This is a genomic window from Lysinibacillus sp. NPDC097231, from assembly GCF_044761885.1.
Taxonomy (GTDB): domain Bacteria; phylum Bacillota; class Bacilli; order Bacillales_A; family Planococcaceae; genus Lysinibacillus.
The window spans coordinates 1-25,541 of the sequence record NZ_JBIWDH010000026.1 but is presented as its reverse complement, the minus strand read 5'-3'; the positions used below and the strand labels follow the sequence as shown (position 1 = coordinate 25,541).

Annotated in this window: 22 protein-coding genes and 1 rRNA gene; 10 read left to right on the top strand and 13 right to left on the bottom strand. The window is 37.7% G+C overall.

Annotation, left to right across the window (positions count from 1 at the left end):
• The first annotated feature begins 97 nt into the window (after window positions 1-97).
• The 7 genes from ACIQXF_RS15500 (at window position 98) to ACIQXF_RS15470 (ending at window position 8,418) form a co-directional block, all read left to right on the top strand.
• Window positions 98-661 (top strand): GNAT family N-acetyltransferase, encoded by a 564-nt coding sequence (locus ACIQXF_RS15500; protein ID WP_402784249.1) that lies wholly within the window; start codon window positions 98-100, stop codon window positions 659-661.
• An 18-nt stretch (window positions 662-679) separates the two neighbouring features.
• Window positions 680-1,615: an EamA family transporter gene (locus ACIQXF_RS15495; RefSeq protein ID WP_402784247.1), complete on the top strand. Its 936-nt coding sequence runs from the start codon at window positions 680-682 to the stop codon at window positions 1,613-1,615.
• Window positions 1,616-1,810: 195 nt separating this feature from the next.
• On the top strand, window positions 1,811-2,914 hold the full coding sequence (locus ACIQXF_RS15490; protein WP_402784245.1) for an extracellular solute-binding protein: 1,104 nt from the start codon (window positions 1,811-1,813) through the stop codon (window positions 2,912-2,914).
• Window positions 2,915-3,127: 213 nt separating this feature from the next.
• The gene (locus tag ACIQXF_RS15485; RefSeq protein WP_402784243.1) at window positions 3,128-4,198 is read left to right on the top strand and encodes an ABC transporter ATP-binding protein; all 1,071 of its coding nucleotides are present in this window, start codon (window positions 3,128-3,130) and stop codon (window positions 4,196-4,198) included.
• A 12-nt stretch (window positions 4,199-4,210) separates the two neighbouring features.
• The gene (locus ACIQXF_RS15480; RefSeq protein ID WP_402784241.1) at window positions 4,211-5,932 is read left to right on the top strand and encodes an ABC transporter permease; all 1,722 of its coding nucleotides are present in this window, start codon (window positions 4,211-4,213) and stop codon (window positions 5,930-5,932) included.
• Between the two features lie 27 nt (window positions 5,933-5,959).
• On the top strand, window positions 5,960-7,474 hold the full coding sequence (gene argH / locus ACIQXF_RS15475; protein ID WP_402784239.1) for an argininosuccinate lyase: 1,515 nt from the start codon (window positions 5,960-5,962) through the stop codon (window positions 7,472-7,474).
• A complete protein-coding gene (locus ACIQXF_RS15470; RefSeq protein WP_402784238.1) occupies window positions 7,471-8,418 on the top strand; it encodes an N-acetylglucosamine kinase in 948 nt (315 codons plus the stop codon). Before argH ends, ACIQXF_RS15470 begins: the two co-directional genes overlap by 4 nt.
• 156 nt (window positions 8,419-8,574) lie before the next feature.
• On the opposite strand, the gene ACIQXF_RS15465 is transcribed toward ACIQXF_RS15470, so the two are convergent.
• From ACIQXF_RS15465 to ACIQXF_RS15450, 4 genes are all read right to left on the bottom strand, one after another.
• Window positions 8,575-9,879 (bottom strand): transglutaminase domain-containing protein, encoded by a 1,305-nt coding sequence (locus tag ACIQXF_RS15465; protein WP_402784236.1) that lies wholly within the window; start codon window positions 9,877-9,879, stop codon window positions 8,575-8,577.
• A gap of 235 nt (window positions 9,880-10,114) precedes the next feature.
• Entirely contained in the window at window positions 10,115-11,269 is a 1,155-nt protein-coding gene (locus ACIQXF_RS15460) for a transglutaminase domain-containing protein (protein ID WP_402784234.1), read from the bottom strand.
• A gap of 253 nt (window positions 11,270-11,522) precedes the next feature.
• Window positions 11,523-11,783 carry a metal-sensitive transcriptional regulator gene (locus ACIQXF_RS15455; protein WP_402784333.1) on the bottom strand — a complete coding sequence of 87 codons (261 nt, stop codon included), beginning with the start codon at window positions 11,781-11,783 and terminating at the stop codon, window positions 11,523-11,525.
• An 82-nt stretch (window positions 11,784-11,865) separates the two neighbouring features.
• Window positions 11,866-12,579 (bottom strand): glycosyltransferase family 2 protein, encoded by a 714-nt coding sequence (locus ACIQXF_RS15450; RefSeq protein ID WP_402784233.1) that lies wholly within the window; start codon window positions 12,577-12,579, stop codon window positions 11,866-11,868.
• Window positions 12,580-12,796: 217 nt separating this feature from the next.
• On the opposite strand from ACIQXF_RS15450, the gene ACIQXF_RS15445 reads away from it, so the two are divergent.
• Window positions 12,797-14,746 carry an SEL1-like repeat protein gene (locus tag ACIQXF_RS15445; RefSeq protein ID WP_402784231.1) on the top strand — a complete coding sequence of 650 codons (1,950 nt, stop codon included), beginning with the start codon at window positions 12,797-12,799 and terminating at the stop codon, window positions 14,744-14,746.
• 56 nt (window positions 14,747-14,802) lie between these two features.
• On the opposite strand, the gene ACIQXF_RS15440 is transcribed toward ACIQXF_RS15445, so the two are convergent.
• The 6 genes from ACIQXF_RS15440 to ACIQXF_RS15415 form a co-directional block, all read right to left on the bottom strand.
• Window positions 14,803-15,207 carry a hypothetical protein gene (locus ACIQXF_RS15440; RefSeq protein ID WP_402784229.1) on the bottom strand — a complete coding sequence of 135 codons (405 nt, stop codon included), beginning with the start codon at window positions 15,205-15,207 and terminating at the stop codon, window positions 14,803-14,805.
• A gap of 76 nt (window positions 15,208-15,283) precedes the next feature.
• Complete coding sequence (locus ACIQXF_RS15435) at window positions 15,284-16,654, bottom strand: sensor histidine kinase (RefSeq protein ID WP_402784227.1); 1,371 nt, start codon at window positions 16,652-16,654, stop codon at window positions 15,284-15,286.
• Entirely contained in the window at window positions 16,651-17,325 is a 675-nt protein-coding gene (locus ACIQXF_RS15430) for a response regulator transcription factor (protein ID WP_402784225.1), read from the bottom strand. Before ACIQXF_RS15430 ends, ACIQXF_RS15435 begins: the two co-directional genes overlap by 4 nt.
• A 147-nt stretch (window positions 17,326-17,472) precedes the next feature.
• On the bottom strand, window positions 17,473-18,570 hold the full coding sequence (locus tag ACIQXF_RS15425) for a DUF1648 domain-containing protein (protein WP_402784224.1): 1,098 nt from the start codon (window positions 18,568-18,570) through the stop codon (window positions 17,473-17,475).
• 4 nt (window positions 18,571-18,574) lie between these two features.
• Window positions 18,575-18,970 carry a GntR family transcriptional regulator gene (locus ACIQXF_RS15420; protein WP_402784222.1) on the bottom strand — a complete coding sequence of 132 codons (396 nt, stop codon included), beginning with the start codon at window positions 18,968-18,970 and terminating at the stop codon, window positions 18,575-18,577.
• An 87-nt stretch (window positions 18,971-19,057) separates the two neighbouring features.
• Entirely contained in the window at window positions 19,058-19,945 is an 888-nt protein-coding gene (locus ACIQXF_RS15415) for a LysR family transcriptional regulator (RefSeq protein WP_402784220.1), read from the bottom strand.
• 128 nt (window positions 19,946-20,073) lie between these two features.
• Here ACIQXF_RS15415 and ACIQXF_RS15410 point away from each other — a divergent pair, with 128 nt between their 5' ends.
• Window positions 20,074-20,739 carry an O-methyltransferase gene (locus ACIQXF_RS15410; protein WP_402784331.1) on the top strand — a complete coding sequence of 222 codons (666 nt, stop codon included), beginning with the start codon at window positions 20,074-20,076 and terminating at the stop codon, window positions 20,737-20,739.
• A gap of 341 nt (window positions 20,740-21,080) precedes the next feature.
• Here the strand turns inward: ACIQXF_RS15410 and aceB are convergent, their stop codons facing one another.
• Entirely contained in the window at window positions 21,081-22,679 is a 1,599-nt protein-coding gene (gene aceB / locus ACIQXF_RS15405; RefSeq protein ID WP_402784218.1) for a malate synthase A, read from the bottom strand.
• Window positions 22,680-22,983: 304 nt separating this feature from the next.
• Window positions 22,984-24,267, bottom strand: coding sequence for an isocitrate lyase (aceA, locus tag ACIQXF_RS15400; RefSeq protein ID WP_402784216.1), 1,284 nt, complete (start codon window positions 24,265-24,267; stop codon window positions 22,984-22,986).
• Between the two features lie 215 nt (window positions 24,268-24,482).
• On the opposite strand from aceA, the gene ACIQXF_RS15395 reads away from it, so the two are divergent.
• Window positions 24,483-25,154: a LytTR family DNA-binding domain-containing protein gene (locus ACIQXF_RS15395; protein ID WP_402784214.1), complete on the top strand. Its 672-nt coding sequence runs from the start codon at window positions 24,483-24,485 to the stop codon at window positions 25,152-25,154.
• Between the two features lie 159 nt (window positions 25,155-25,313).
• On the opposite strand, the gene rrf is transcribed toward ACIQXF_RS15395, so the two are convergent.
• Window positions 25,314-25,429: ribosomal RNA gene (gene rrf / locus ACIQXF_RS15390) — 5S ribosomal RNA — on the bottom strand.
• Window positions 25,430-25,541 lie beyond the last annotated feature (112 nt).

Genomic DNA, 25,541 nt, shown 5'->3' with positions numbered 1-25,541 from the left:
GTAAAGTAGTCACTAAAAAATATCCCCATCTACTCAATAACTTGAGTCATCTCCTATCTTTGTTATACTTGCCTATAGAAAGGTAGGGATTTTGACAATGAGTATTACAATTCGACAAGCACAACCGCAGGATGCCCATGCCGTTGTACCATTAATTATGGATGCCATTGGTGATATCGCCAATCGTTTATCTGGTGAACAAACAGCTGAAGCAGTTAAACGGGAACTAACAGTACTTTTCAAACGTGAAGACAATCGACACTCCTATGTAAATACCTTCGTTGCCGTTGAGGATGAACAGATATTAGGAATTCTTGTTTACTATAATGGCGTACAGGCTATTGAAATGGACGCTAATCTTGTAAAATGGCTGGAAGTAAAAAATGCGCCTTCTATTGTCATCGATAAAGAGGCTCATGAGGACGAATACTATATCGATACTGTTTGTGTAGCACAAGAAGCCCGTGGTAAAGGGATCGGTACATTATTACTACAATTTGCAGAAGAACTAACAAAGCAGCACGGCTATAGAAAATTATCATTAAATGTCGAAACGCAGAAAGAAGACGCTCGTCGTCTATATGAGCGTTTGGGCTTTGTCATTACAGAACCATGGTCAATTATTGATGAACCCTTTCATCATATGGTGAAACAGATGTAGGAAGTGAATAGTAAAAGCATGAAAACAAATGTAATATATCCTCTTTTGATTGTCATTGCTTCTAGTAGCTACGGGATTTTATCGACAATCGTCAAAGTAGCGATGCAACATGGTTTTACATCAGCAGAGGCAATAACGAGTCAATATATTATTGGCTTTATACTAATAGGCACTATATTTATAGTTACACAAAGACAAATACCCAAACCCTCAAAACGGGGACTTTTCATTTTAATTTGCGCAGGATTGTTTACGGGTATTACAGGTATTGTATACGGGGAGTCATTAAATTATCTTCCCGCGTCTTTAGCAGTAGTAATGCTCTTTCAATTTACGTGGATTGGTCTATTGTTAGATTGTGGACTACATAAACGATTACCAAGTCGACCTGAAGTGATTTCTATCATTATTTTATTTATTGGGACCATTTTAGCCGCTGGTGTATTGAATGTAGATTTAAGCGGAATTCCAATACAAGGATGGTTATTTGGGTTTACTGCAGCCGTTAGCTTTGCTTGCTTTATACAATTTAACTCCAGACCTGTGGAGGGTATTACAACCACATCACGCGTGTTAATTGTTTCCTTTGTTGCACTCATAACGATTAGTATTTTCCTGAATCCTGAAATTGTTTGGAACGGGAAATTATTTGCTCAAGGCTTATGGAAATTTGGGCTAGCACTTGGGCTTTTCGGTATTATTTTGCCGATTTATTTTTTCTCTATAGCTATTCCAAAGATAGGCGGAGCTCTTGCTTCTATATTGAGTGCCACAGAACTGCCTGTCGCTGTAACTGTTTCTGTTATTGTTCTACATGAACCATTAACCTTTTTACAGATAATCGGTATTATTTTTGTTCTTGTTGGTATGATACTTCCGACAATCTTTGCTCAGCGACGACAAAAGGCTATCTTATTGGAATCAGTAAATGGTAACACAAAGGGAATTAAATAATCATCAGACTCCTTAAAAATGGATATATCCTTTTTAAGGAGTTTTTTTGAATTTTGTCTAAACTCCATTGATATCCAATCTTTACTTAGTTTATGATTATTATAATTAGAATTTTTCGATAATTTTAACATTAATGTTCAACCTTCGTATTATACTGCTATATGTAAGTGACTAACTATGAGGAAGGGGAAGATTATGAAAAAAACGCGTATTCTCGGTTTTTTCCTAGTGCTGATGCTCATTATCTTAGCTGCTTGTAGTAGTGATAACAACAAGAATTCTACAAAAGACGCCACAGATAGTGACAAAGCATCCAACTCTGAAAAGGTAGACGTGAAGGCATCACCATCAGGCAAGCTTGTTATTTACACAGGCCGTGACGAAGAAATGGTGCAAAAAGTAATCGATCAGTTTAATGAAAAGTATCCGGACATAAAGGTTGAATTTTTAACGATGGGCGCACAGCAAATTTTAGAACGCTTGCGGGGTGAAAAAGCCAATCCTCAGGCTGATTTTTGGTGGGGCGGTACACAATCAGCGCTAATTGTTGGAGCCAACGAGGATTTACTACAAGCATGGACGCCTAGCTTTAACGGTTCCATCGATGCAGCTCATAAGGATGAAAAAGGTCGTTGGTTTGGTGAAATGCTACTACCAGAAGTTATTATGATTAATAGGGATTTATTAACAAAGGAGACAGGGCCACAGGATTGGGATGACCTATTAGATCCAAAATGGAAGAATCAAATTTTAATTCGCGGCGTGCTAGCTTCTGGAACAATGCGTACAATTTACTCTTCCATGATTGTCCGACAAGGTGTCGATTCACTTGATAAGGGTTATGATTGGTTATTGAAATTAGATGCTAACACGAAAGAATATACACAAGATCCAAATGCACTTTATTTAAAGTTAACACGTCAAGAAGGAAGCATCTCTTTATGGAATCTCCAAGATATTTTATTAAAGAAATTTACGACGGATTATCCATTCGACTATATTTATCCAAAAAGTGGTGCACCAATTTTAGTAGATGGTGTGGCTGTTGTAAACAATGCTAAAAATTTAGAGAATGCAAAGCTTTTTGTCGAATTTTTATTTGAAAAAGATATGGTAACGCAATTGGCAAATGACTACTATCAAATTCCTACTCGCACTGATATCGATAAAACAACAATGCCTGATTGGTATCAAGAATTAGATTTAAAAACGTTTGATATCGATTGGCAACTTATGTCGGAAAAAGAAGCTGAATGGATGGAGTACTGGGATAACAATATAAAAGGTCGCGGTAAATAAAACTTAATGACACAATTGTATGCTTATTATGCTCTCCTTTTCTGCTACTAAATTTTTAAGACGGAAAAATAGCATACTAGTGGTCATCCCCTAGTTTGCTATTTTTGTATAAAAAAGAGGAAATAATCAGTCGTACTTCACTAGAAAATGCAACATTTTTTACCTTGATACCCTTCATGTACAACTAATTCACTACGAGAAAGGAACGTTTTATTGAGAAGCGTCAAAATAGAAAATGTCTCTAAGCAATTTGGTCAAGTGCATGGTGTAAAAAATTTAAATCTTGATATTAAAGCTGGCGAGTTTTTTACGTTCCTCGGTCCAAGCGGTTGCGGTAAAACAACAACCTTAAGAATGATTGCTGGCTTTTATTACCCAACGGAGGGGAAAGTTTTTTTTGATGATCGAGACGTAACTAGACTTCAGCCCAATAAACGTAATATCGGTATGGTGTTTCAAAATTACGCTCTTTTTCCTCATATGACGGTTGATGAAAATATAGCCTTCGGTTTACAGGTGAGAAAGCTATCCAGAAATGATATCAAGCAAAAAGTCGATCGAATTCGCGGGTTAGTTCATCTCGCATCGTACGGAGACAGAAAAATTAATGAATTATCTGGCGGTCAGCAACAACGTGTTGCATTAGCAAGAGCACTTGTCATCGAACCTGATATTTTATTACTCGACGAGCCATTATCAAACTTAGATGCAAAATTGCGCGAAGAAACGCGAATTGAAATAAAACGTATACAATCTGAGCTTGGCGTCACAACTATTTACGTTACGCATGATCAAATGGAGGCCATGGCCATGTCTGATCGAATAATGGTGATGGATAATGGATACATCAAGCAAATTGGTGCCCCACAGGAGATCTATAATCGCCCCTTAAATCGCTTCGTCGCAGATTTTATTGGTGAAACAAATTTAGTTGAAGCAACAATCAATACAATTGATGGTGAAGTCATACAAGCAAAAACAGCAAATGGACTTGTTCTTACTGGGCAAAAACAACATAGCTCCCCAACTTTAACGCATATGATTGGAGACAAAGTGTTTATTTCTATTCGTCCGGAGTCTATTAATCTAGGTAACGGAGACAACACATTAACAGGTAAGATTACCTTTGTTGAATTTACTGGAATCAGTGTAAATTATATTGTGGATTTTAAAGAATTTTCACTAAAGGTTATGATTATTAATTCAAATGACCATTTAAAAAAGATTGGTGAACATATTACCTTAAATATAGCCAACGATGCACTATACTTTTTAGGTGAATAGGAGGAAAGCAACATGGAAAAACCACCCCTCAATGCTCCTAAAGAAAATGTATGGACACGACTCACGCATTCTAATTGGTTTGTATATGTCTTAATTTCGCCATTATTTTTAGTGTTGTTTGCCTATGTGGTTTATCCCTTCTATCAAACCCTTATACAAAGTTTTTCTAGTGATGATCCACTCTTTCATTACAAAAAGTTTTTTGACATAACTAGCCCAGCAAATCTCGAAGCATTATGGACTAGTTTATATATTTCTATCATCAGTGTTATTTGCTGCGCAATCGTTGGTGTTACCATGGCATTCTTACTAGAACGTTATGATTTTCCAGGTAGGCGTGTACTATCTGTTTTAGTATTGGTACCCATGGCCCTTCCACCTTTAGTAGGGGTACTCTCCTTTACATTCTTATATGGAGAAAGTGGCATTTTCCCACGTGCGCTTCAACATCTATTTGGTTTAAATCAAGTGCCCTTTTCCTTAAAAGGTATCGGGGGGGTCATCGTTGTACATACATTCACTATGTACACTTACTTCTACTTGACTGCCTCCGCTGCGATAAAGGGACTAGATCCAGCACTTGAGGAAGCAGCAACTAGTCTAGGAGCGGGGCGTATTCGTGTATGGACAAAGGTTATTCTGCCAATGTTAACACCTTCGATTGTTGCATCTTCACTATTAGTATTTATGATATCTATGGCATCCTACACGGCACCTTTAATGTTCGGTGTAGAACGCACGATGACAATGCAAATATATTTATCTCGTACTAATGGCAATTTAGATATGGCAGCGACGCAATCCATGATTTTATCCTTTGTATCCATCACCTTTTTAATTATTATGCGTTGGTATCAAAACCGCCGAAACTATCAAAACCTAAGCAAGGGCATCAGCGTTCATCGATCTGAAGTGTCTTCAAAAAGGATGAAAATCATAGCGACTATTGCGTCTTTCATAGGTACATTAATTTTAATCTTGCCGATTATAGTGCTTATCTTAATTTCTTTTTCAGTTGATGGAGCATGGAAAACGCAAATTCTGCCTACCGATTATACACTTAGCCATTATGTAGCTCTCTTCACAGATGAACGAACGTGGCGACCTATTTGGAATTCTATTCAAATGGGTATCGTCGCAACGTTCGGCAATATTATTTTCGGTGTCGCAGCAGCCTATGCGATGGTACGTCTAAATTTTAAAGGTAAGACATTGCTCGACATTTTGATTATGATTCCTTGGGCATTGCCAGGGACAGTTGTAGCCGTCAATTTAATCGCAGCCTTTAGTACGGAAAATATTTTTGCCTTTAATCAAGTTCTGATCGGGACGTTCTGGATTTTACCATTAGCTTACTTTATTAGACATTTACCGCTCGTTTTTCGATCGACATCCGCATCTCTTGTGCAGTTAGATCAGTCTATCGAAGAAGCATCACGAGGCTTAGGTGCCAGTTGGTGGTATACATTTAGACGTATCGTAGTGCCTCTTACCTTTACTGGCATTCTTGCAGGTACATTACTTGCACTTGTGCAAAGCTTTGGTGAATTCGTAGCATCAATTCTTATTTACAGTACAACGACTATCCCGCTATCCGTAGCAATATTCCAAAAATTGTATGCGTTTAAGTTTGGAACTGCCTGTGCATACGGTGTCTTACAAATTTGCTTAATTTTAATTGTACTTATTATTTCTGAGAAGTTATCTAAAGGCAGTGCTGGTTCAGCCATATAACTGCTAATCTACTAGGAGGCAATTATTATGTTTGAAGATTTCCGCAACAAAACACAGCAAGAAGACGGGATGAATTTCCCTTCTAATATTTATCGTAAAATCGTCTTACAGCCAGCTTATGATGAAGCGAAGAAAAACTTTTTAACAATCATGCTACAAATTAATATTGCACACTTAAAAATGTTAGAAGAACAAGGACTCGTAAAAAAAGACGAAGCAAAACAAATTGCTATTGCACTAAAAAAACTAGACCTAAACTATTATCGTATAGAGGATTACAGCCCACGATATGAGGATTTATTTTTCCGCATTGAAAATAAATTAATAGAACTTGCTGGTGATGTTGCTGGAAATCTTCACATTGGTAGAAGTCGTAATGATATGGGCATTGCCATCTATCGAATGACTTTAAGAAAAAAATTATTATTACTAATGCAAGAATTACTTACATTACGAGATGATTTAATTGCTGCTGCTGAGGAGCATGTTGATACTATTATGATTGGCTATACACATACACAACAGGCACAGCCAACAACCTTTGCGCATTATTTGAAAGCTGTCATCGATCAACTTGAACGAGATTTTGAACGTTTACAGCATGTCTACAAAACCGTTAATCGTAGCAGTATGGGAGCTGCAGCACTTACAACAACAGGCTTCAAGATTAGTCGTGAGCGTATGTGCGACTTATTGGCATTTGATGATATTATCGAAAATGCGTGGGATGCTGTTGCTGGTGCTGACTATATTGCAGAGGCGGCGAGTATTGTTCAGCTTGCGGCACTTAATCTCGGACGTACATCTCAAGATTTTTTACTATGGGCGACACAGGAATTCAATGCATTTACACTGGCAAGTCCGTACGTACAAATTAGCTCAATAATGCCTCAAAAGCGTAACCCTGTTTCAATAGAGCATACGCGTTCATTACTATCAGCGGTTGTTGGAGATGCTAGCACAGTATTACAAATGGTACATAATACACCGTTTGGGGATATCGTAGATACTGAAGATGATATGCAACCTTATTTATGGCGTGCCATTGACCGTTTAATAGGTATTTACAAACTATTTGGCTCGCTTGTTGTCACAATGGATGTGAACAAGAAAAGGCTGAGAAATCGAGCAGAAAATAGCTTTGCAAATGTAACAGAGCTTGCCGATACTTTAGTGCGCTCTGAAGGAATTTCATTCCGCCAAGCTCATAGTATTGTAAGTAAATGTATTAAAGTATTGCTTGCTCATGGTGAAGAATCACTAGTAAGTCTTTCATGGGGGTTAGCGAATACACAATCTAAATTGATTACTGGTAAACCATTAAATATCTCTGAAGAGGATTTTTATAAAACTTTAAAACCAGAGACTTTCGTTGGTCTCCGTACACTACCTGGTGGTCCTGCCCCTTCAACAATGAAAGCATCTCTTGAACGCGCCAAGCTAAGTTCACATAGTCTTTATGAGTGGATTCGTATGAAGGAGTCTAAAATCGCAGAGGCTGAAAAACAATTATCTGTATTTATAGAGGAATGGAATCAATGATGGAATGGCTACTTATTATTGATGGCGGTGCTACAAAAACGGCATGTGCAATCGTACATGCCGAATCTGGTGAAATTATATATACAAAATCAACGAGTGGCTCTAACTATCAAGCTATTGGTGCCGAATCTGCTACAGTAGTATTGCGAGCGTTGTTAGGAAATGTACAGGACTTTTTGCAAACGAAAAAATGTTCACATATTGCTGTAGCCACCTTTGCAATGGCTGGCATTGATTCCCCCAAGGATCATGGAATCGTGTCAGCAATAGTTCATAACGCGCTATCCCCATTACAACTAAAGATAGATACGCTTATTATCGAAAATGATGCACAAGCCACTTTACTCGGTGTTACTGCCGGACAGGCTGGCGCCTTACTCATTGCTGGAACAGGTGCCATTGCATACGCATTTGATGGTAAGCAGATAGTGCGTGCTGGTGGTTGGGGACATCGGGCAGGAGATGAAGGTAGTGGCTATTGGCTAGGGCAGGAGGTCATTCGTGCTATTTTCAAAATGGAAGACGGGCGTGGAGAACCGACCATCTTAAAAAATGCTGTCTATCATTACTTACGTATTCAAGATGTTACGGAGCTAGCCGCATGGCTATTCCATCCAGCATACACGAATGCACAGCTTGCAAGAATGGGAGCATTTTTGGCAGATGCAGTGACCAAAAATGATTCATGCGCTATTCAAATATCAATGCGTGCTGCTCATGAATTAGTGCTCCTTGTTTGCGCTGTATTAGAAAAAAGCGGCTATCAAGGAGGAGCATTTAACCTGTACTGTAATGGTGGTGCCATTAAGCATAACCCAATAATTTTTAAAACTTTATCACAGGAAATGAAATCGATGTATCCGCAAATCGAAGTTTCTCTGTGTCAGCATCAACCAATCTATTATCTTATCGAGCGAACAAAAAGGGCTTATGACAGTAAATAATGTCATGCCCTTTTGTTCATTCAGGATTATTTTTTTATCTTCATTCAGCGAATCTTTACTATGCGACAGCGGCAAATCTTTACTTTGCGAAAGCGTAGCGACAGCAACCAAATGTTTAACTACGCGAAAGTATAGCGACAGCGCCAGATACAGAAGTTAAAGAGCCATTTTTTTCAGTTCATTTGTCGTAAAATATAAATAGCCATCCTTCACAAATAAGTCCTTCGTATCTTCCCTATTTAAGATTTGTTCTCCGCTTCCATTAGGGCGAATTTTTGTTAAATATGCACCTTGCGAATAATTGCTAAAATATAGCCAACCGTCTGCGTATACAATGTATTGTGCTCGTGACCTCGAAACGAGCTTCGATTTACCTGTCTTCAAATCAAGGACGTACAATTTATTATTATCAGAAATACTGCTATAAAATATTTGCTGCCCAACTTGTGTAGGGAAATCTATATCATGAAAGTAGTTATACACGGTACTTCTTGCTTGCGGGTAATCCCCAGCAATCCACGTATGATCTTTTGCCATCGTTTGATCATCCACTAAAAAATATTGATATCGTACTGCACCTTTACGATCTGGTACTGGATCATTCCATGTAGTATCGAGGTGATACCATTGACCACCTAGCTTTACTAAGTTCCATGCATGTCCTTCTTGTCCAACATAACCTACTATATATTTTGTTTCTATACCTAGCTTTTGTAACATAGAGTGAGCCAACAATGCATAGCCCTGACAAACCCCACCATGCTCTGAAAGAACTGTATATGCGCTATGCGGACTTGAATTAGTTTGATCTGTATAGGCGGTGTTGGCAACGATATAATCATTGATAGCCCTAACTTTTTCTACATCATTTAATGCATTTTTATTAATAGAGGCCACAATCTCTTGAACATTCATTTCGACATATGCTGCCTGCTCTGGTGTCATTAAATAACTTTGCTCGCCAAAGATTGTAGCTGTTTTTCTCCCATATTCAAAACGAATTGAGTGTTTACTAATATGCCCATATACATAATCATCCCGTTTTATAGCATTTTCATAGGCTTCTTTCACGATTTGTTCAATTTTTTGCGTATTGCCTTGATATTGTATTTGAAATGTAGGTGAAAAACTACTGTAGTACGCATACATCGCATCAGCCATTTCCTTTGCATTCGATACAACTATCTTCGATTCAGGTTTTTCGGAAGTAGGTGCTGTAACGGCTATATTTCCTTCTGGGTCTTCTTCTATAGGTGTAGCTGTTTCAATTGAGGCATTCTCTGAAAGTTTAGCAGTGACATCTATGATTTTTTCCTTTGTTGAGAGAAGCATCGTTTCTATTTCATCATTATTTGCCCAAGTGATCACCTGTTGTACAACTGCTTTACCAGCTGAATAGATTGGGTCAATAAAAATAACGATAATTACGATAATAGCTAATTTTTTCCACAAAATCCTCACCTCCAACCGTATTCCTATTTTCATTATATACAAAAAAAGCACAAAGAACTTACTCAGAAGTCCTTTTGTGCTTATATTTTATAAAAAAAGATAAAGGTAACTTTGTAAAATTGTGGTTATACACTATACTTTGGGTAGATCCTCCTATGAGTGAGTTCGAACCTCTTCGTCGCTCATTTCTCACGGAAGTCTCCTACTCCCATTATCTCTTAGTAAATAACAGCGACACTGGAGCTTAGTTTATTTTAAGCTTCTGTTCTTTTGCCTTAATGTTATAAATTAAATAGTTATCACTTATCTTTAAATCAGAAACTGATTGTTTGACAAGTACTTCAGTCTCTAATGTCTTAAGATTTAGTTTTGTTAAGTATCCACTGTTACTGTAATCGCTGAAATACAATATATTATCTGCTCCTGTTATATATAAAGCACGTTTATCAATAACCTTTGTTTTCTTGCTACTTGCTAGGTCAAGCTTATACAATTTATCGTTATCTGCTGTATTACTAAAGTACAGCGTATTATTAACTTGATAGGCAAAATGAACATTTTGCATATAGCTATACATTGTACTTGTTGCAGCAGGATAATCAGGAGCTTTCCACTTATGGTCTTTCTTTAGCTGTTCATCCGTTACTAAAAAATAATCATATGAAGAGGCACCAACACGATTTGGTAATGGATCATTCCATGTTGTATCTAAATGATACCATTTGCCACTAACCTTCACTAAATTCCATGCATGTTCCTCATTACCATTAACATAGCCCACTACATACTTTGTGTCGACTCCGGCTTGTTCCAACATTTTATAGGCAGTTAATGCGTAGCCCTGACAGACAGCTTGTCCTTCCATTAACAATGCATATGCACTATGAGGACTAGCTTTTGTTTTAGTGCCATATGTGGCATTTGACACAATATAATCATTTATCACTTTTACTTTTTCAAACTCAGTCATCGAGGGCTTAATAATTGTTTTTAGTACTTGATCAATTTTCTTTTGTACAGCAGATTCTTGTGTTTGGTTAGTGAAATATTTTGTTTTATATGTTACATTGCCTGTTGAATCTGCAGACATAGCGGTACTTTCCAAATGACCACTTGCATAGACTGCTTGTTGCTGTGCTTTTTCAAAAGCATCCTTAAACTTTTTATCGAAATCAGTCATTGAACCACTATATGTAATGTTAATTTCTGTCGAAAAATTATTTAATTGTTTTACGATTTCTGTTGTGATTTGATCCCAAGTTGTTACTTTGGTACTAGCTACTACATTATAAGCAATCACTGGGGAAGTATTTACTGAATGGGCCTCTGTATTCTGAGCATAGGCTGCTGTTGGGCTTATCATCAGTAGTACGGCACTACTTATCAACCATTTTTTCATAAAAATCACCTTCCCATTTATGGTATATTCTTATAACTAGAATAACAAGGAAGTAACTATAAATCTATCGTACAAGTTCACTAACTATTACTTTTAACCAAAAATCCAATAGCAAACACATAGGTTTAATTTCCTAAAACCACCGAATTATTGGCGAATTAAACTATATTATTGTAAAAAATAAAAGACTCACCTTAAGTGAGTTTTTTTCTAATATATTAATACCCATTCTCGCGGGAGGCTGCTCTTTATTTTAACGACTTTTTACTACTAAATTGACTGCTTCTTGAATAGCTTCGTTCATTTTCTCGCCGTCACCTTCAGCATTTTGTACACATTCCAGAAGATTAGTACTCACTATTACACCAACTGTACGATCTACTGCTGAACGTACTGCAGATAATTGTGTAATGACTGCCTTGCAATCCTTTTCTTCCTCCATCATTTTTAAAATACCACGTAGCTGGCCTTCCATCCGTTTTACACGATTTTTCACTTGATCTGTATATTCCATCATCATTGCTCCTTCTTTTCATACTCGCTACGTCTTGAGTAAATATTACTCTTTATCCTAGCACATTAATTTAAAAATCAACCTATTTATTATTTTTTCTCGGTTTTAAATAATTCATAAGCATTTTAGCAATAATTGTACTTGCATTTGTTATTTCATCATACTGTAAAATTGTGTTTTTCTTTATGCGCAACTGACCAATCTCTACTTCAAAAATTGGACACTTTTTTTTGAGTGCAACCACTAGCATATTTGTATCATAGTCAAATCGTTCACCTTTTACCTTCATCAGCCATGGTAATTCATTTATAGAAATAAACCGTAAGCCTGTTTGAGTATCCATTAACTTTCTATGATAAAGAAGCTCAAAGAACAAGCTTGTCGCTCGATTACCCCAGTATGAAAAAAACGTGCTGTCAGAAGAATGAAAATTACGAACACCTAGCACAATTCCTTCAGAAAATACTTTTGTCATCGTTAAAACCAACTTTACATCTTGTAATGTATGCTGACTGTGGGCACCTACTGTAATCACACCCTGAAGCAACCCCTTTTGTGCCCATATATAGGAAAAAGCTGTTTTTAGTGAAGCACCCTTTCCAATATTGTGGTCATGCTCTAACACTCGGCAGCTGTCAATTTTCTTTAGTTCTTCAAAAATCCCTGCATATTTTTGATCACTACCATCATTGACAATAATAATTTGAGTAATAGTAGTCGCTAATAATTGATGTACATAGGTTATAAGTGATTGTTGTGGATTAAATGCTGGAATGATTGCTGCAATATTTTTCATTAATTCTATCCTCCGGATGACTATAAAATGAAACTTAGGCAGATACATGATACTTATAGTGCATTTATTTTTCTTGCACGTCTAAAATCTACTTCGACATACACGCATTCCCTTATATCAAATAGTATCATGTAACGTGGACAATTCAACTGATGAATCCAATTAAACATATCAATAATACTAATATTTTCCCGATATATGAAAAAAGAGGATTTTTGTGAAAGGAGTGAGAACTATCGTCATACAATTTGAAATCCTACAAGAGCAATGTAAGAAATTAAAAGCTCTATCCTTTATAAAGTTAGCTAAGAATTTACAGGATGCTAGTTCGCTCGCCATTTCAAAACCAGCTGTATCGCTACAAAGGTCTCTTCTTGTACTAGAGGAAATTTTATATGAAATATATAAGCTAGAAATGCATACAGAACCTAAGCTAAAAAATATTCGTTCTCTACTTAATAATCGAAACTTTGTTGCAAAAATTCATCCACGTCGCATTTATTTATTAATGAATCTTGTTAACAAAATGACTAGTCATAATAATAATGAAATTATTGAAGCAAAAGCTGCAAAAATTGTCCTTGATTATATTAGTGATATTGTAGAATGGTTTATTAAACGATATGACCGAAATTTCAAGGCTCAATTGACACGCCCGGGCTCTAGCTTAGAAGATATAACTTCAGCTTTTGAAATAAATATGCTACATCCTAATAATCAATCAACAGAGGCTTATAAAAATGCTGCAAGCTGGTTTGAAATTGCCGCAAAACAAGGAAATGCAAGTGCTCAATATAATTTAGCCGTTCTTTATAATCAGGGTCATGGTGTAAAGAAAGATTATGCAGTTGCAAAAATGTGGTATGAACGAGCTGCTGCACAAGATGATGCAAATGCACTCTATAGCTTAGGTGTACTCTATCATTTAGGACATGGTGTTGAACAAAATTATAAAGAAGCCGCTCGTTATTATAAAGCAGCTGCAGATTTAGGATATGCAGATGCACAATATCATTTAGGTGTTCTATATAATCAAGGGCTTGGTATGTCACTGAATTTTGCCGAGGCAGCAAAGTGGTATATTTTAGCGGCCAATCAAGGGAATACAAGTGCTCAAAATAATCTCGGCTTCCTTTATCATAACGGAACAGGTGTTGAGCAAAGCTATGAGGAGGCTATAGCCTATTTTGAAATGGCAGCATTAGCAGGTGATGCAAGTGCTCAGTATAATCTTGGTTATATGTATCTTAAAGGTCGTGGCATCTCGCAAAATTTTGAGGAAGCTACAAGATGGTTCCACTTGGCTGCGCTTCAAGACCATACAAATGCAGAGTTTCAATTGGCAATGCTGTATAACACTGGACAAGGTATACCTCAAGATTGTAAAGAGGCAATAAAATGGTTTAAGCTCGCTGCACATAAAGGGCATGTAAATGCTCAATACTGTCTCGGCGTACTATATGAAAAAGAAGATGACATAGCTTTAGCAGAAAAATGGTTACAGCTGGCTGCTAGCAATGGACATATAAGTGCAGGCTTCGAGCTTGGGCGCATCTACGCATACCAACTTCAGCAACCTGACAAGGCCTTACCATACTTTACTGCGGCTGCTGAAAAGGGCTATGCTGATGCTCAATATGAGCTCGGATTATTATTTACAACTGGAGCTGGAGTCTCATTAAATTATGCAGAAGCTGCTAAATGGTGGAGGGCCGCAACTGATCAGTCCCATATAAATGCTGAGTATCAATTGGGGTTATTATATGAGCAAGGATTAGGTATCAATCAGAACTTAGAAGAGGCAAGACGCTGCTATCGATTAGCAGCCATCCAAGGACATTCAGGCGCTCAATATCAGCTTGGTAATTTATTTGATAAAGGAAAAGGTGTTGAGCAGGACTATACAGAAGCAGCAAAATGGATTGAACAGGCTGCTGCAAAGGGTCACGCCAAAGCACAATACCAATTAGCTCAAATGCATAGTCATGGTCAAGGGGTACCGAAGGACTTTTCGAAGGCAGCCCAATTGTATCGACTTGCAGCATACCAAGGGCACCAAAAGGCTCAATTCCAGCTAGGTATGCTTTACAAAAAAGGACACGGTGTTGCGCAAGATTATAACGAGGCAACAAAGTGGCTTAAGAAGTCTCTTGAAAATATACATTAGTTATTTCCCCTAACAATACCGTGTCAGCTCCTAATAAAAGTGACACGGTATTGTTGTTAATTTTTCATTTCTTCTTTTTGATTTATCATAAATGTCACAACGATAAATAATGCGAAGCTAATTAGTAATGTTGTTCCACCTACGATAAAGAAGATTAATGTAAACGTGCTGTTAAAATTAAATGGATTTAAATTATAGAACCACATGCCTAGTGTTAAGCCAAAAACGCCAAGAATGGCTGTCCAGCTATGTGCGGCCACTAATTTTTGTGATTTCACTTTGAAAGCACGATAAAAAATACCCCATGCAAACATACTTAACCACCCAACAAGTAACACGTGTGCATGTATCGGTCTGTATTCATAACCACCTGAACCAGACATATGTGAGCCTAGATACGTACCAAATAAGGCAAAAATTGCAGCCAGACGAATAAGACGTAAACTCCATTTTTGTTCCATACGATAATTCCTCCTAAGCTTTTTCAACTTAATCAGCAGTCTATCGTGTGAATATGAACTTTACATGAACTCCTCATTACAATTTGGGTAAGTGGATATGAACCTTCGTTCCAGAATTAATCGCACTTTCCATTTGAACCGTTCCCCCATGTAGCTCAGTAATTTGTTTGACGATAGCTAGTCCAAGCCCAGTTCCTTGCTTTGTTCTGGAGGCATCGACGCGATAAAAGCGATCATATACCTTTTGTAATTGATCAGTAGTCATTCCTATTCCACTATCCTTGACGAGTACTTCAACTGAAGTTGGTTGCTCCTGCAAATGAATTTGAACTTCTCCACCCTCGACATTATATTTAATGGCATTCGTCATTAAATTATCCCAAACATTTTGTAATAACCCTGCATCACCATCATAGGTTACTGACTCTAGCTGATACGTTAATTGCACATTTGCCTCTTCAAGCTGCCAGCGGTATTTTCTTACCGTTTCCTTCAGCTGCTCATCTAAACGATAAGGTTCACGTTTTAACAGCCTTGTAGATTGATCTAGCGACGTCAATAAAAGCAATTGCTTAGTTAATGTCGACAGACGCTTTGTTTCTAGTTCAATTATAGTTGTGTACTCCTGCCTCTCTTTGTCGTTCAGCAAGGGGTTCTTTAGCAAATCTACATAGCCTTGAATATTCAACAACGGTGACTGGAAATCATGTGATACATTACTAATAAACTCTTTACGCATTCGATCATTTTCCTGTAATTTTCCCGTCATCACATTAAAGCTCATTGCTAATTGTCCAATCTCGTCTGCACGCTCAATATCTAGTAACGTATCAAATTTTTCATGTGCAAGCTGATGTGTGGCCTCTGTTAGTTGTGTAATGGGGCGAATTAGGGCTTTAGCAAATAGTAGCATCGCTAATAAACTAAGCACCGCCATCACAATAATAAGTCCAGCTAGAATCGTATGCACCTCAGAGAATAACAGGCGAATATCAGGCCTTATGAACAGGGCATAAGGCTTATTTTCAAATGTAAATGGCACACCTATCGTATTAATGAGCTCATTCGCAAAAAAGCCTGTTACAAATGTTTCTTTTGGAAAGTCTCGCATACCATGATAAATTGCTCCATCTAGAACACGACCGATAGTATCGGATGATAATGTTTTATCACGATATTCACCACCGTAAAAATTCCCTTTATCACCAGTTGTAACATAAATTTGATAGCCAATTTCGCCAAGAGTTGTTAAGTAATTATCTAAATCGTCAGGCTTTGCTGTCTCAATATATTTCACAATATCCTTCGCAATAGTAACATTTTTAGTATCATTTTTTTCCTTTATGACTTGATGATAATAAGTATTAGTCGCGAAAAAACCAATACATAAGCTGCCAATCATAACGAGCATAGTCGTGACAACGAACTTACTATATAACGTTTTCATGATGCAACAACCTCAAGCTTATAGCCAACACCACGAACCGTTCTAATCTCAGTATCAGTTTTATACCGATGCAACCGTTCACGTATCCGCTTCACATGGGTATTCAAAGTTTGCTCATCTCCATCGTAGTCATAGCCCCATACTTGCTCCATAATGTAACTACGTGTAAACACCTGATTTGGCCGCGATGCTAGTAATGCCAGTAGTTCAAATTCCTTTAAAGGCATTATCAGCGTATCTTCCCCAATGACAACTTCAAAGCTTCGGCGGTCAATGACTAACTTACCGACCTGAATCGTTATTTGATTTTTCTTATCAAGTCTACGTAATATTGCAGCTATGCGAAAGAGGAGCTCTTTAGGTTCAAAAGGCTTTACAACATAGTCATCTGAACCTGCCAAAAAACCACGTTCCTTATCTTCAAGCTCGCCCTTCGCGGTTAATAATAATACAGGAATATCGTAATCCTGGCTCAACGTCTCAGTGAGAGTAAAACCATCCATTCCAGGCATCATAACATCGACTACAGCTAAGTCTGGCAAATTTCCTTCAAGTAATTGTAGAGCCTGTTGTCCACTTTCTGCCTGTAACACCTGATAGCCCTCTCTTGTAAGGTAAATATTCACTAACTGTAGAATATGCACATCATCATCTACAACAAGAATTTTCATACTCCCTATCCTCCAATTACCCTTAAACTATCTAAAATCTAACATATGATACTTTTTTAATATACAAAAAAATTCGCTTACTACCACAAGGGAATTGCAGAACAATTGAAACGAATCTCCTCGCAGTAGTGTCGCGAATTTCGAATTTTATAATGAAAAAATAGAAATCAATAGCAATATAAGCAGCGGTAAGACAATGACAATATAGCCCCTTGGATTGGCAAAATTCATCGTCCAACCAACACCAAAGCGTTTCTCTACAAAAACGGAGGGATCTTGGTGGTTCATATAAATTAATCCACCCTTCCAATAACGATCCTCATCAACATCCGTTACCTCTGACATTATATTTTCCCCATAGCTTACCCTTAGCCGACGTTTTTTCCATACGTAAACAATTAATGAACCAAGAATGAGTATTAAAAATGAAAAAAATACTGGTAACAATCTATTTCCTGCCATCATCGAAGGATAGATATTGCTTAACTGTAACACGGTGAGTAATATAGTTAACGCATAGCTTATTAACATAATGTTCCAGCTCATGTATTTCCGACTTTTCAGCTGGTCTTCCAATGATTCTTCCTTACGATTAACTGCCAATCTGATAGCCGAACGTTTGATGGAATCTACAATCCCCCACATCATACATTGCATCATCAGCATGACAAGCGGCAGTGAAATCGCAGTAAAATATGTTTTGTTCCTCCAAGAATCTGCTTCTCCGTTTGGCCCCCAGTGTACAGCAATACTATTCGGAATTTGGTCATAATGTAACAACGTAAAGATAATCACAAACACCGTACCACCTAAAGGTACTACATAAAATGGCCAAGGAAGCATTTCATCACGGCTACGTGCCGTTAAATCAATTGCACGCACTTGTTTTATATTTAAACCCCATTGCTCTTGTTTTTTAAGTTTTAATACTTTTTGATGGTTCATCCAATATAGCATCATACTGACTGCCAGCATCGCAAATAAGCATCCAAGTAGTAAATTACCTTGCATGAACTCTGATGGTGCAAGATAAGAATAACTGACGATCATAATGATTAAAAACGCAATACCAAAAATTCCTACAATTTGAGCATAATGCTTCTTCATATTACCTAATGCAGGATGTTTTACGTGTTGCTCAGGTACAGTAACACCAAAAATAATTGTTTCCCGTACTATAAATGGAACAAACACTTGTAAAGCTAATGTGATGATATAGATCGTTGTAAAAATGCCTAGTAGCATTTTGCTACACTCCTTCTGCTGGTATTTGCAGATCAGCGAATACCTTTTTCATCATGTGCTCAATCTGCTCCACTGTTGCGCCGAGCACCATTCCTTCTGCCACAACCGGCTTTAAATTTTTTTCAATTTGCTGTAATTGTTCAGGAGTTAGAGCGCGCTCTTCTTCCGAACAAATAATAGCTCCTGATTTGGCTCGGATTGTGATAATCCCCTTTTCCTCTAGCTCATGATAACTCTTATTAACAGTGTGCATATTAACACCTAAATCCGCTGCTAAATTTCGTACAGATGGTAAGGTATCACCAGGCTTCATATCTCCCCTTGCAATACCTTCAATAATTTGACGTGTTACCTGTTCATAAATGGGTACGTCGGATTGGGGCTCTATTTGAATAAACATTGATATCATCTCCATATTTGTTATAAAAACAATATAACAAACAATCACCCTTCATGCATATAAAGATAAGATTCTAGGCATTCACAATTATAAAGAATTCTTAACTGTCTCAATAAATTTTTTAACAAGTAAGCTGTGCTTTTCATTCTTTCTTGTACAAATAGCAATTTTATGTTTAATATGAACATCCTTTACATAAACTCTTGCCAATTGCCCACTATCAACATACTCCCGAACAGCTAGCGACGATATAAAGTTTGCACCATAGCCAGCCATTACTGAACGGATTGTTTCATTAATTCCATTGAACTGTAGTGCGATTTTTGGTGGTTTTACTTGAAACGTTCGACATAAAGAAAAAAGATGCTCTCTCATTGAGCTCCCCTCCTCACGCATAATAAAAGGTTCCTTTGTCATGTCAGCAAGTGAAATGGATTGATTTGCATAGTGATGATTAGTGGAGACAACAAACCATAATTCATCCTCAAACAACTCCTCCCACTCTACTTCTTCAGGCCTTTCCAATATACCACCACCATAAATAGCAATGTCTGCTTTATACTGTATTAGTTGCTCAAAGGCATCTTTAGTATTGGTAGTTGTAATAACTAAATTGACATCCTCATTTGCTCCTTTAAAGGTAGCAGCCCATTTTGGAATTAGAAAGTTAGCCGGTAAGTAAGTTGCAACTATATGTATGGTTCCTGCTTTAGCAAGACGATAATCTTCAATAAATGATTCAATATGTTCTTCAAGCGTAACAAGATTTTTTGCTTTTTCTAATAAGGCTTCCCCAAATTCAGTTAATACTACCCCTCGTCCCTGCTGCTTAAATAACTGAACACCTATTTCGTGTTCAAATTTTTTTATTTGGCTTGAAACTGCTGGCTGACTAATACACAGTAACTCTGCCGCTCTAGTGAAACTACCTGTGGTGGCAACTTGATAAAACAACTTTAATCCATGAATATTCATGATTTCACCTCATTTCCATAACTTAAAGTTATGAATTAATAATTATAATATATTTTTATTATGATTCATTCTATCATACACTTTACATGCAAGCTTGCAAGAAAGAATGTGGAAACGGGGATAGTATGATGACTTATTTCAAAGTTTGGGAAAATGTAGATGATTACTTTATGGACAGATTAATACCGACAGACACAAAACTTGAAGCTGTTTTACTGGCCAATAAAGCAGCTGGTATTCCAGAAATAGATGTCTCACCAACTCAAGGTAAGCTATTATATTTACTTGCTAAAATGAAAGGTGCAAAAACCATTTTAGAAATCGGAACACTTGGTGGTTATAGTAGCATTTGGATGGCGCGTGCACTTCCAAAAGAAGGCAAAGTATACACATTAGAGGTTGATCCGGAGTATGCTTCTGTGGCTAAGGAAAATATTAAAAATGCAGGTTGTGAAAATAAAGTTGAAATAATCGTTGGAAAGGCATTGGATACTTTGCCTACCTTAAAAAAATTAGCCCCTCCGTTCGATTTAATTTTTATTGATGCAGATAAGCCAAATAATCCACATTATTTAAAACTGGCTTTAGAATTGGCTAATTCAGGAGCAGTGATTATCGCTGATAATGTAGTGCGCAATGGTGCAGTGGTTGATGAGAAAAGTGAAGATGCTCGGGTGCAAGGTGTACGTCATTTTATGAATTTATTGAAGGAAGAATCTCGAATTGAATCTACTGCTATACAAACAGTCGGTCATAAAGGCTATGATGGATTTGTGCTTGCTGTAGTTAAATAATTGCAAAAAGGGGAGTCACAAAAGTCATTTGGGACACCCTTTACTCGCAAAAGCGAAGTGTCGACGGCAAAAATGTGTTAACTATTAAATGCCTTTTTTCTAAAATAAAAAGATGCCTTACAAGCCCCCCATCTAAGCTCGCAAGACATCTTTCACCCCTTTTAAATCTCTTTACTTGTATAAGTAGACCCCTTCTATTTTTGAAACTGTGCTCATTTTCTAAGGTAAGAACGGGGGAACAGACCCCGCTCATACGTTAGCGGAATAGGTGGACTGCATTCGAGTTCAGTCCACAATAATTTAGGAAAGTTGGATATGTTCGTTTAGTAGATTATCTTCAATTAAGCTAATTTTTCGTAACCTGGAAGCGTCAAGAATTCGGCAAATTCATCCTGCTCAATTAAAGATTTAAACAGTTCAGCAGCTTCATCGTAGCGACCACTGTTATAAGCTTGTTCCCCAACAGCCTCTTTAATTTTCACAAGCTCTTCCTCCAAGATCTCTAGTACAAATGCCAATGTAATACCACGTCCATCATCTAAAATACCTTTCGGATGACGAATCCATTGCCATACTTGAGTACGAGAAATTTCTGCTGTTGCAGCATCCTCCATCAAGTTGTTAATCGGTGCTGCACCATTACCTCGTAGCCAAGAAGCAATATATTGAACTCCTACACTACAGTTAATACGAAGACCATCTAGTGTAATTGTCCCTTCTGGAACAGCTACTAAATCTTCAGCTGCAACATTTACATCTTCGCGCTTTTTATGGATTTGGTTTGGTGTTGTCATAATCGCATCAAACTGTTCCATCGCCGTTGCAACCATGCCTGGATGCGCTACCCAAGTACCATCATGGCCGTCTGTAGCCTCACGACGCTTATCTTCAGCAACCTTTGCAAATGCCACGGCATTCGCCTCGTCATCCCCTTTAACCGGAATTTGGGCTGCCATACCACCCATTGCAGGTGCGTTACGTTTATGACAAGTTTGAATACATAGAGACGTATAAGCCTTCATAAATGGTACTGTCATAGTTACTTGCCCGCGGTCAGGTAAAATGACATCAGGTTGATTACGTAGACGCTTGATATAGCTAAAGATATAATCCCAACGTCCACAATTCAGACCAGCTGAATGCTCACGTAGTTCATATAAAATTTCATCCATTTCAAACGCAGCTAAAATTGTTTCTATTAGTACAGTAGCTTTGATTGACCCTTGTGGAATTCCAATATAATCTTGTGCAAATACAAAGACATCGTTCCATAAGCGCGCCTCTAAATGGCTTTCAAGCTTCGGTAGGTAGAAATATGGCCCAGTTCCTTTTGATAATGCATTTTTAGCATTGTGGAACAAATACAGACCGAAATCAAAGAAACTACCAGAAATCGGTTCGCCATCTACTAATACATGCTTTTCAAGTAAATGAAGACCACGTGGGCGTACTAATAACACAGCTGTTTTTTCATTTAATTTATATGTTTTACCATTGGATGCCTGTGTAAATTCAATGGTCTTATTAAGAGCATCACGCATATTAATTTGACCACCAATCATGTTTTCCCATGTCGGAGAAGATGCATCCTCAAAGCAAGCCATAAACATTTTTGCACCAGAATTTAAAGCATTAATAACCATTTTACGGTCAACTGGTCCTGTGATTTCTACACGACGGTCCTGCAAATCTGCCGGAAGTGGTGCAATTGTCCAATCTCCCTCACGAATATGCTTTGTTTCCGATAAGAAATCGAGCTTCTCACCTGAATCAAGACGCTTTTGACGTTCTTGACGTGCCGCTAACAATTCTTTACGACGAGCATCAAATTTTTCGTGCAGGGCAAGAACAAACTCAAGGGCTTCTGGTGTTAAGATTTCTTTTGTTTGCTCGTTTTGTTCCCCAACAATTTTAAGCTTACCTGTTGTTGCTTGTTCCATCAGTTGTTTCCCCCACCTTTGCGTTTTTAAATTTAGTCATCCTCCGCCTTAGGAGGAGCGGAGGAGACTGATCTATGATTATGAATTTAGGATTACGCGTACTTTACATCAATTATGCCTCGGCATAATTGCGTCCGGAATCGGCTTTGTGCATGCACAAAGAACTCCTTTCCGATTCCGTGACATCTGCCGGAGGCTTTGACTTCTTTCAGCGAATGTTTGGACACCCGCTGAAGAGTGACTTAAAATTGCATTCATCTCACCACCTATAGAGGTGGGAGACTTCTGCTGAAAGAAGTTAAACTTAAACGAATTGTTCAGTTTCTGTAGACCCAGCCATAGCTGTTGTAGAAGAAGTACCACCAGAGATAGCTTGAGATACTTCATCAAAGTATCCAGTACCTACTTCACGTTGGTGACGTGTAGCTGTGTAGCCTTTCGATTCAGATGCAAACTCAGCTTGCTGAAGCTTAGAGTATGCAGCCATACCATTATCTTTATAATCATGAGCTAGCTCGAACATAGAGTGGTTCAAAGCGTGGAAACCAGCTAATGTAACGAATTGGAATTTGTAACCCAATTTGCCAAGTTCGCGTTGATACTCAGCAATTTCTTCTTCTGAAAGGTTCGCTTTCCAGTTGAATGAAGGTGAGCAGTTATATGCGAGCATTTTACCTGGGAATTTAGCATGAATAGCTGCTGCAAATTCACGAGCTTCCTCAAGTGATGGTTTAGACGTTTCACACCAGATTAAATCTGCATATGGAGCGTAAGCTAAACCACGTGCAATTGCTTGTTTGATACCTGGTTTTGTACGGAAGAAACCTTCTGGAGTACGTTCACCAGTAATAAACTCAGCATCACGAGGATCGATATCAGATGTTACCATATCAGCAGCATCAGCATCTGTACGAGCGATTAATATTGTATCAACACCCATTACGTCTGTTGCAAGACGAGCAGCAATTAAATTACGAACAGCATTTTGTGTTGGAAGTAAAACTTTACCACCTAAGTGACCACACTTTTTCTCAGAAGCTAATTGGTCTTCTAAGTGAACACCAGCAGCTCCAGCTTCAATCATACCTTTTACAAGTTCAAATACATTTAGTGGACCACCGAAGCCAGCTTCAGCATCTGCTACGATTGGAGCGAACCAATCAAATTGATCTACACGTCCTTCAGCATGATCGATTTGGTCTGCGCGTTGTAAAGCTTGGTTAATACGCTTAACTACTGCTGGTACAGAGTTTGCTGGATATAAGGATTGGTCAGGGTACATTTGACCAGAAAGGTTAGCATCAGCAGCTACTTGCCATCCTGATAAGTAGATTGCTTGTAATCCTGCTTTTACTTGTTGTACAGCTTGATTACCTGTTAGTGCACCCAATGCATTAATAAACGGTTCTTCGTGTAAAGATTTCCAAAGTCGAGCGGCACCTTTAGTTGCTAAAGTTTGTTCAAGTACAACAGAGCCCTGTAACTTTATAACCTCTTCAGCTGAATATGCACGTTCAATGCCTGCCCAACGAGGGTTCTCTACCCATTGTTTTTCTAATGCTTGGATTTTTTCTTGACGTGTTGACATATTGAAATTCCACCTTCCCCTTTGTGTACAATATACTCTGTTAAAAAACTTTTTATTTCTCTGTTCCATAACAGGTTTATTTGTTGTAAATTAATATATAACAGTGTATCTGAATTTTCACTATTTTTAGATAGAAGACCAAATTTTAACGATGAAACCGCTTTTTTTAGCGACGAAATTTGGTAAACTGTTTACAGACAAGGGGGATATTCACAATGAATAATGAGTCTAATTCTTTTCCAAAAGATATTTCACAAGAGTTTGTTTCAATGTTAAAGGACTGGATTCCAACTGATTCATCCATTGCAATTGCTGTCGAAAAATCTTATATTTATTTTCATTCTGGACATCAAAACATTAACTTGGAGGTAGGTCAACAAGTACAATATGGTAGCATTGCAGAACAGGTATTAAGCACAAGAAAGCGAACAGACGCCATTTTAGATAATTCCTTGTTTGATACACCATATTATGGGATAGGCTATCCAATCCACATATTAGATGTACCTGCAGCGCTTATTGTGGTATTGCCTTCAACCTTTAGCAAAAAGAATTTAGAACCCTTTCAATTTCTAACGGGGAAACAAGAAGAAGAATGGAATCCTGTTGCAATTGATAAGATTTCACATATTGAAAGCCTACAGAAAAAAACGTGGTTTTATGTAGAGGGGGAACAATTTAAAACGAGTATTACACTAAAAGAGCTTCAAATGCGTCTACCATCGTTCTTTATTCGCATTCATAGATCCTATATTGTTAATATTCACTTTATAAAAAAAATGACTCGTGATCTCACTTCCAATTTTATTGTTACTCTAAAGGATGGAAGTGAACTTCCAGTTAGTCAATCCTATATAAATAATCTTCGAAATGCCCTTGAATTTTAATGCATAATCAATTTCGCCAAGGAGAAATTGCGTCCGGTTCGATTTCGATACAAAAAACATCTGCTATGAAGATAAAAGGCTGCTTATACACTGGTTAAGCAGCCTCAAGATTTTAAGATAATAATAAAAAAACCACTGATTTCTCAGTGGCTACTGTGTGCCTAGCGACGTCCTACTCTCACAGGGGGAAGCCCCCAACTACCATCGGCGCTAAAGAGCTTAACTTCCGTGTTCGGTATGGGAACGGGTGTGACCTCTTTGCCATCATCACTAGACTTTGTATTTAATTGAAAGATTTATTCCTTCAAAACTGGATAAACGGCGCATTGATTGCTTCAAACATTTTGGTTAAGTCCTCGATCGATTAGTATTCGTCAGCTCCATGTG

Coding starts and splice junctions, on each gene's coding strand:
- ACIQXF_RS15495 (WP_402784247.1), top strand. CDS start 680: ATGAAAACAAATGTAATATATCCTCTTTTGATTGTCATTGCTTCTAGT.
- ACIQXF_RS15490 (WP_402784245.1), top strand. CDS start 1,811: ATGAAAAAAACGCGTATTCTCGGTTTTTTCCTAGTGCTGATGCTCATT.
- ACIQXF_RS15435 (WP_402784227.1), bottom strand. CDS start 16,654: ATGAAAACGTTATATAGTAAGTTCGTTGTCACGACTATGCTCGTTATG.
- ACIQXF_RS15425 (WP_402784224.1), bottom strand. CDS start 18,570: ATGCTACTAGGCATTTTTACAACGATCTATATCATCACATTAGCTTTA.
- ACIQXF_RS15395 (WP_402784214.1), top strand. CDS start 24,483: ATGAATAATGAGTCTAATTCTTTTCCAAAAGATATTTCACAAGAGTTT.
- argH (WP_402784239.1), top strand. CDS start 5,960: ATGTTTGAAGATTTCCGCAACAAAACACAGCAAGAAGACGGGATGAAT.
- ACIQXF_RS15420 (WP_402784222.1), bottom strand. CDS start 18,970: ATGTTTATTCAAATAGAGCCCCAATCCGACGTACCCATTTATGAACAG.
- ACIQXF_RS15450 (WP_402784233.1), bottom strand. CDS start 12,579: ATGAAAAATATTGCAGCAATCATTCCAGCATTTAATCCACAACAATCA.
- ACIQXF_RS15440 (WP_402784229.1), bottom strand. CDS start 15,207: ATGGAACAAAAATGGAGTTTACGTCTTATTCGTCTGGCTGCAATTTTT.
- ACIQXF_RS15500 (WP_402784249.1), top strand. CDS start 98: ATGAGTATTACAATTCGACAAGCACAACCGCAGGATGCCCATGCCGTT.
- ACIQXF_RS15470 (WP_402784238.1), top strand. CDS start 7,471: ATGATGGAATGGCTACTTATTATTGATGGCGGTGCTACAAAAACGGCA.
- aceA (WP_402784216.1), bottom strand. CDS start 24,267: ATGTCAACACGTCAAGAAAAAATCCAAGCATTAGAAAAACAATGGGTA.
- ACIQXF_RS15430 (WP_402784225.1), bottom strand. CDS start 17,325: ATGAAAATTCTTGTTGTAGATGATGATGTGCATATTCTACAGTTAGTG.
- ACIQXF_RS15460 (WP_402784234.1), bottom strand. CDS start 11,269: ATGAAAAAATGGTTGATAAGTAGTGCCGTACTACTGATGATAAGCCCA.
- ACIQXF_RS15455 (WP_402784333.1), bottom strand. CDS start 11,783: ATGGAATATACAGATCAAGTGAAAAATCGTGTAAAACGGATGGAAGGC.
- aceB (WP_402784218.1), bottom strand. CDS start 22,679: ATGGAACAAGCAACAACAGGTAAGCTTAAAATTGTTGGGGAACAAAAC.
- ACIQXF_RS15410 (WP_402784331.1), top strand. CDS start 20,074: ATGACTTATTTCAAAGTTTGGGAAAATGTAGATGATTACTTTATGGAC.
- ACIQXF_RS15480 (WP_402784241.1), top strand. CDS start 4,211: ATGGAAAAACCACCCCTCAATGCTCCTAAAGAAAATGTATGGACACGA.
- ACIQXF_RS15415 (WP_402784220.1), bottom strand. CDS start 19,945: ATGAATATTCATGGATTAAAGTTGTTTTATCAAGTTGCCACCACAGGT.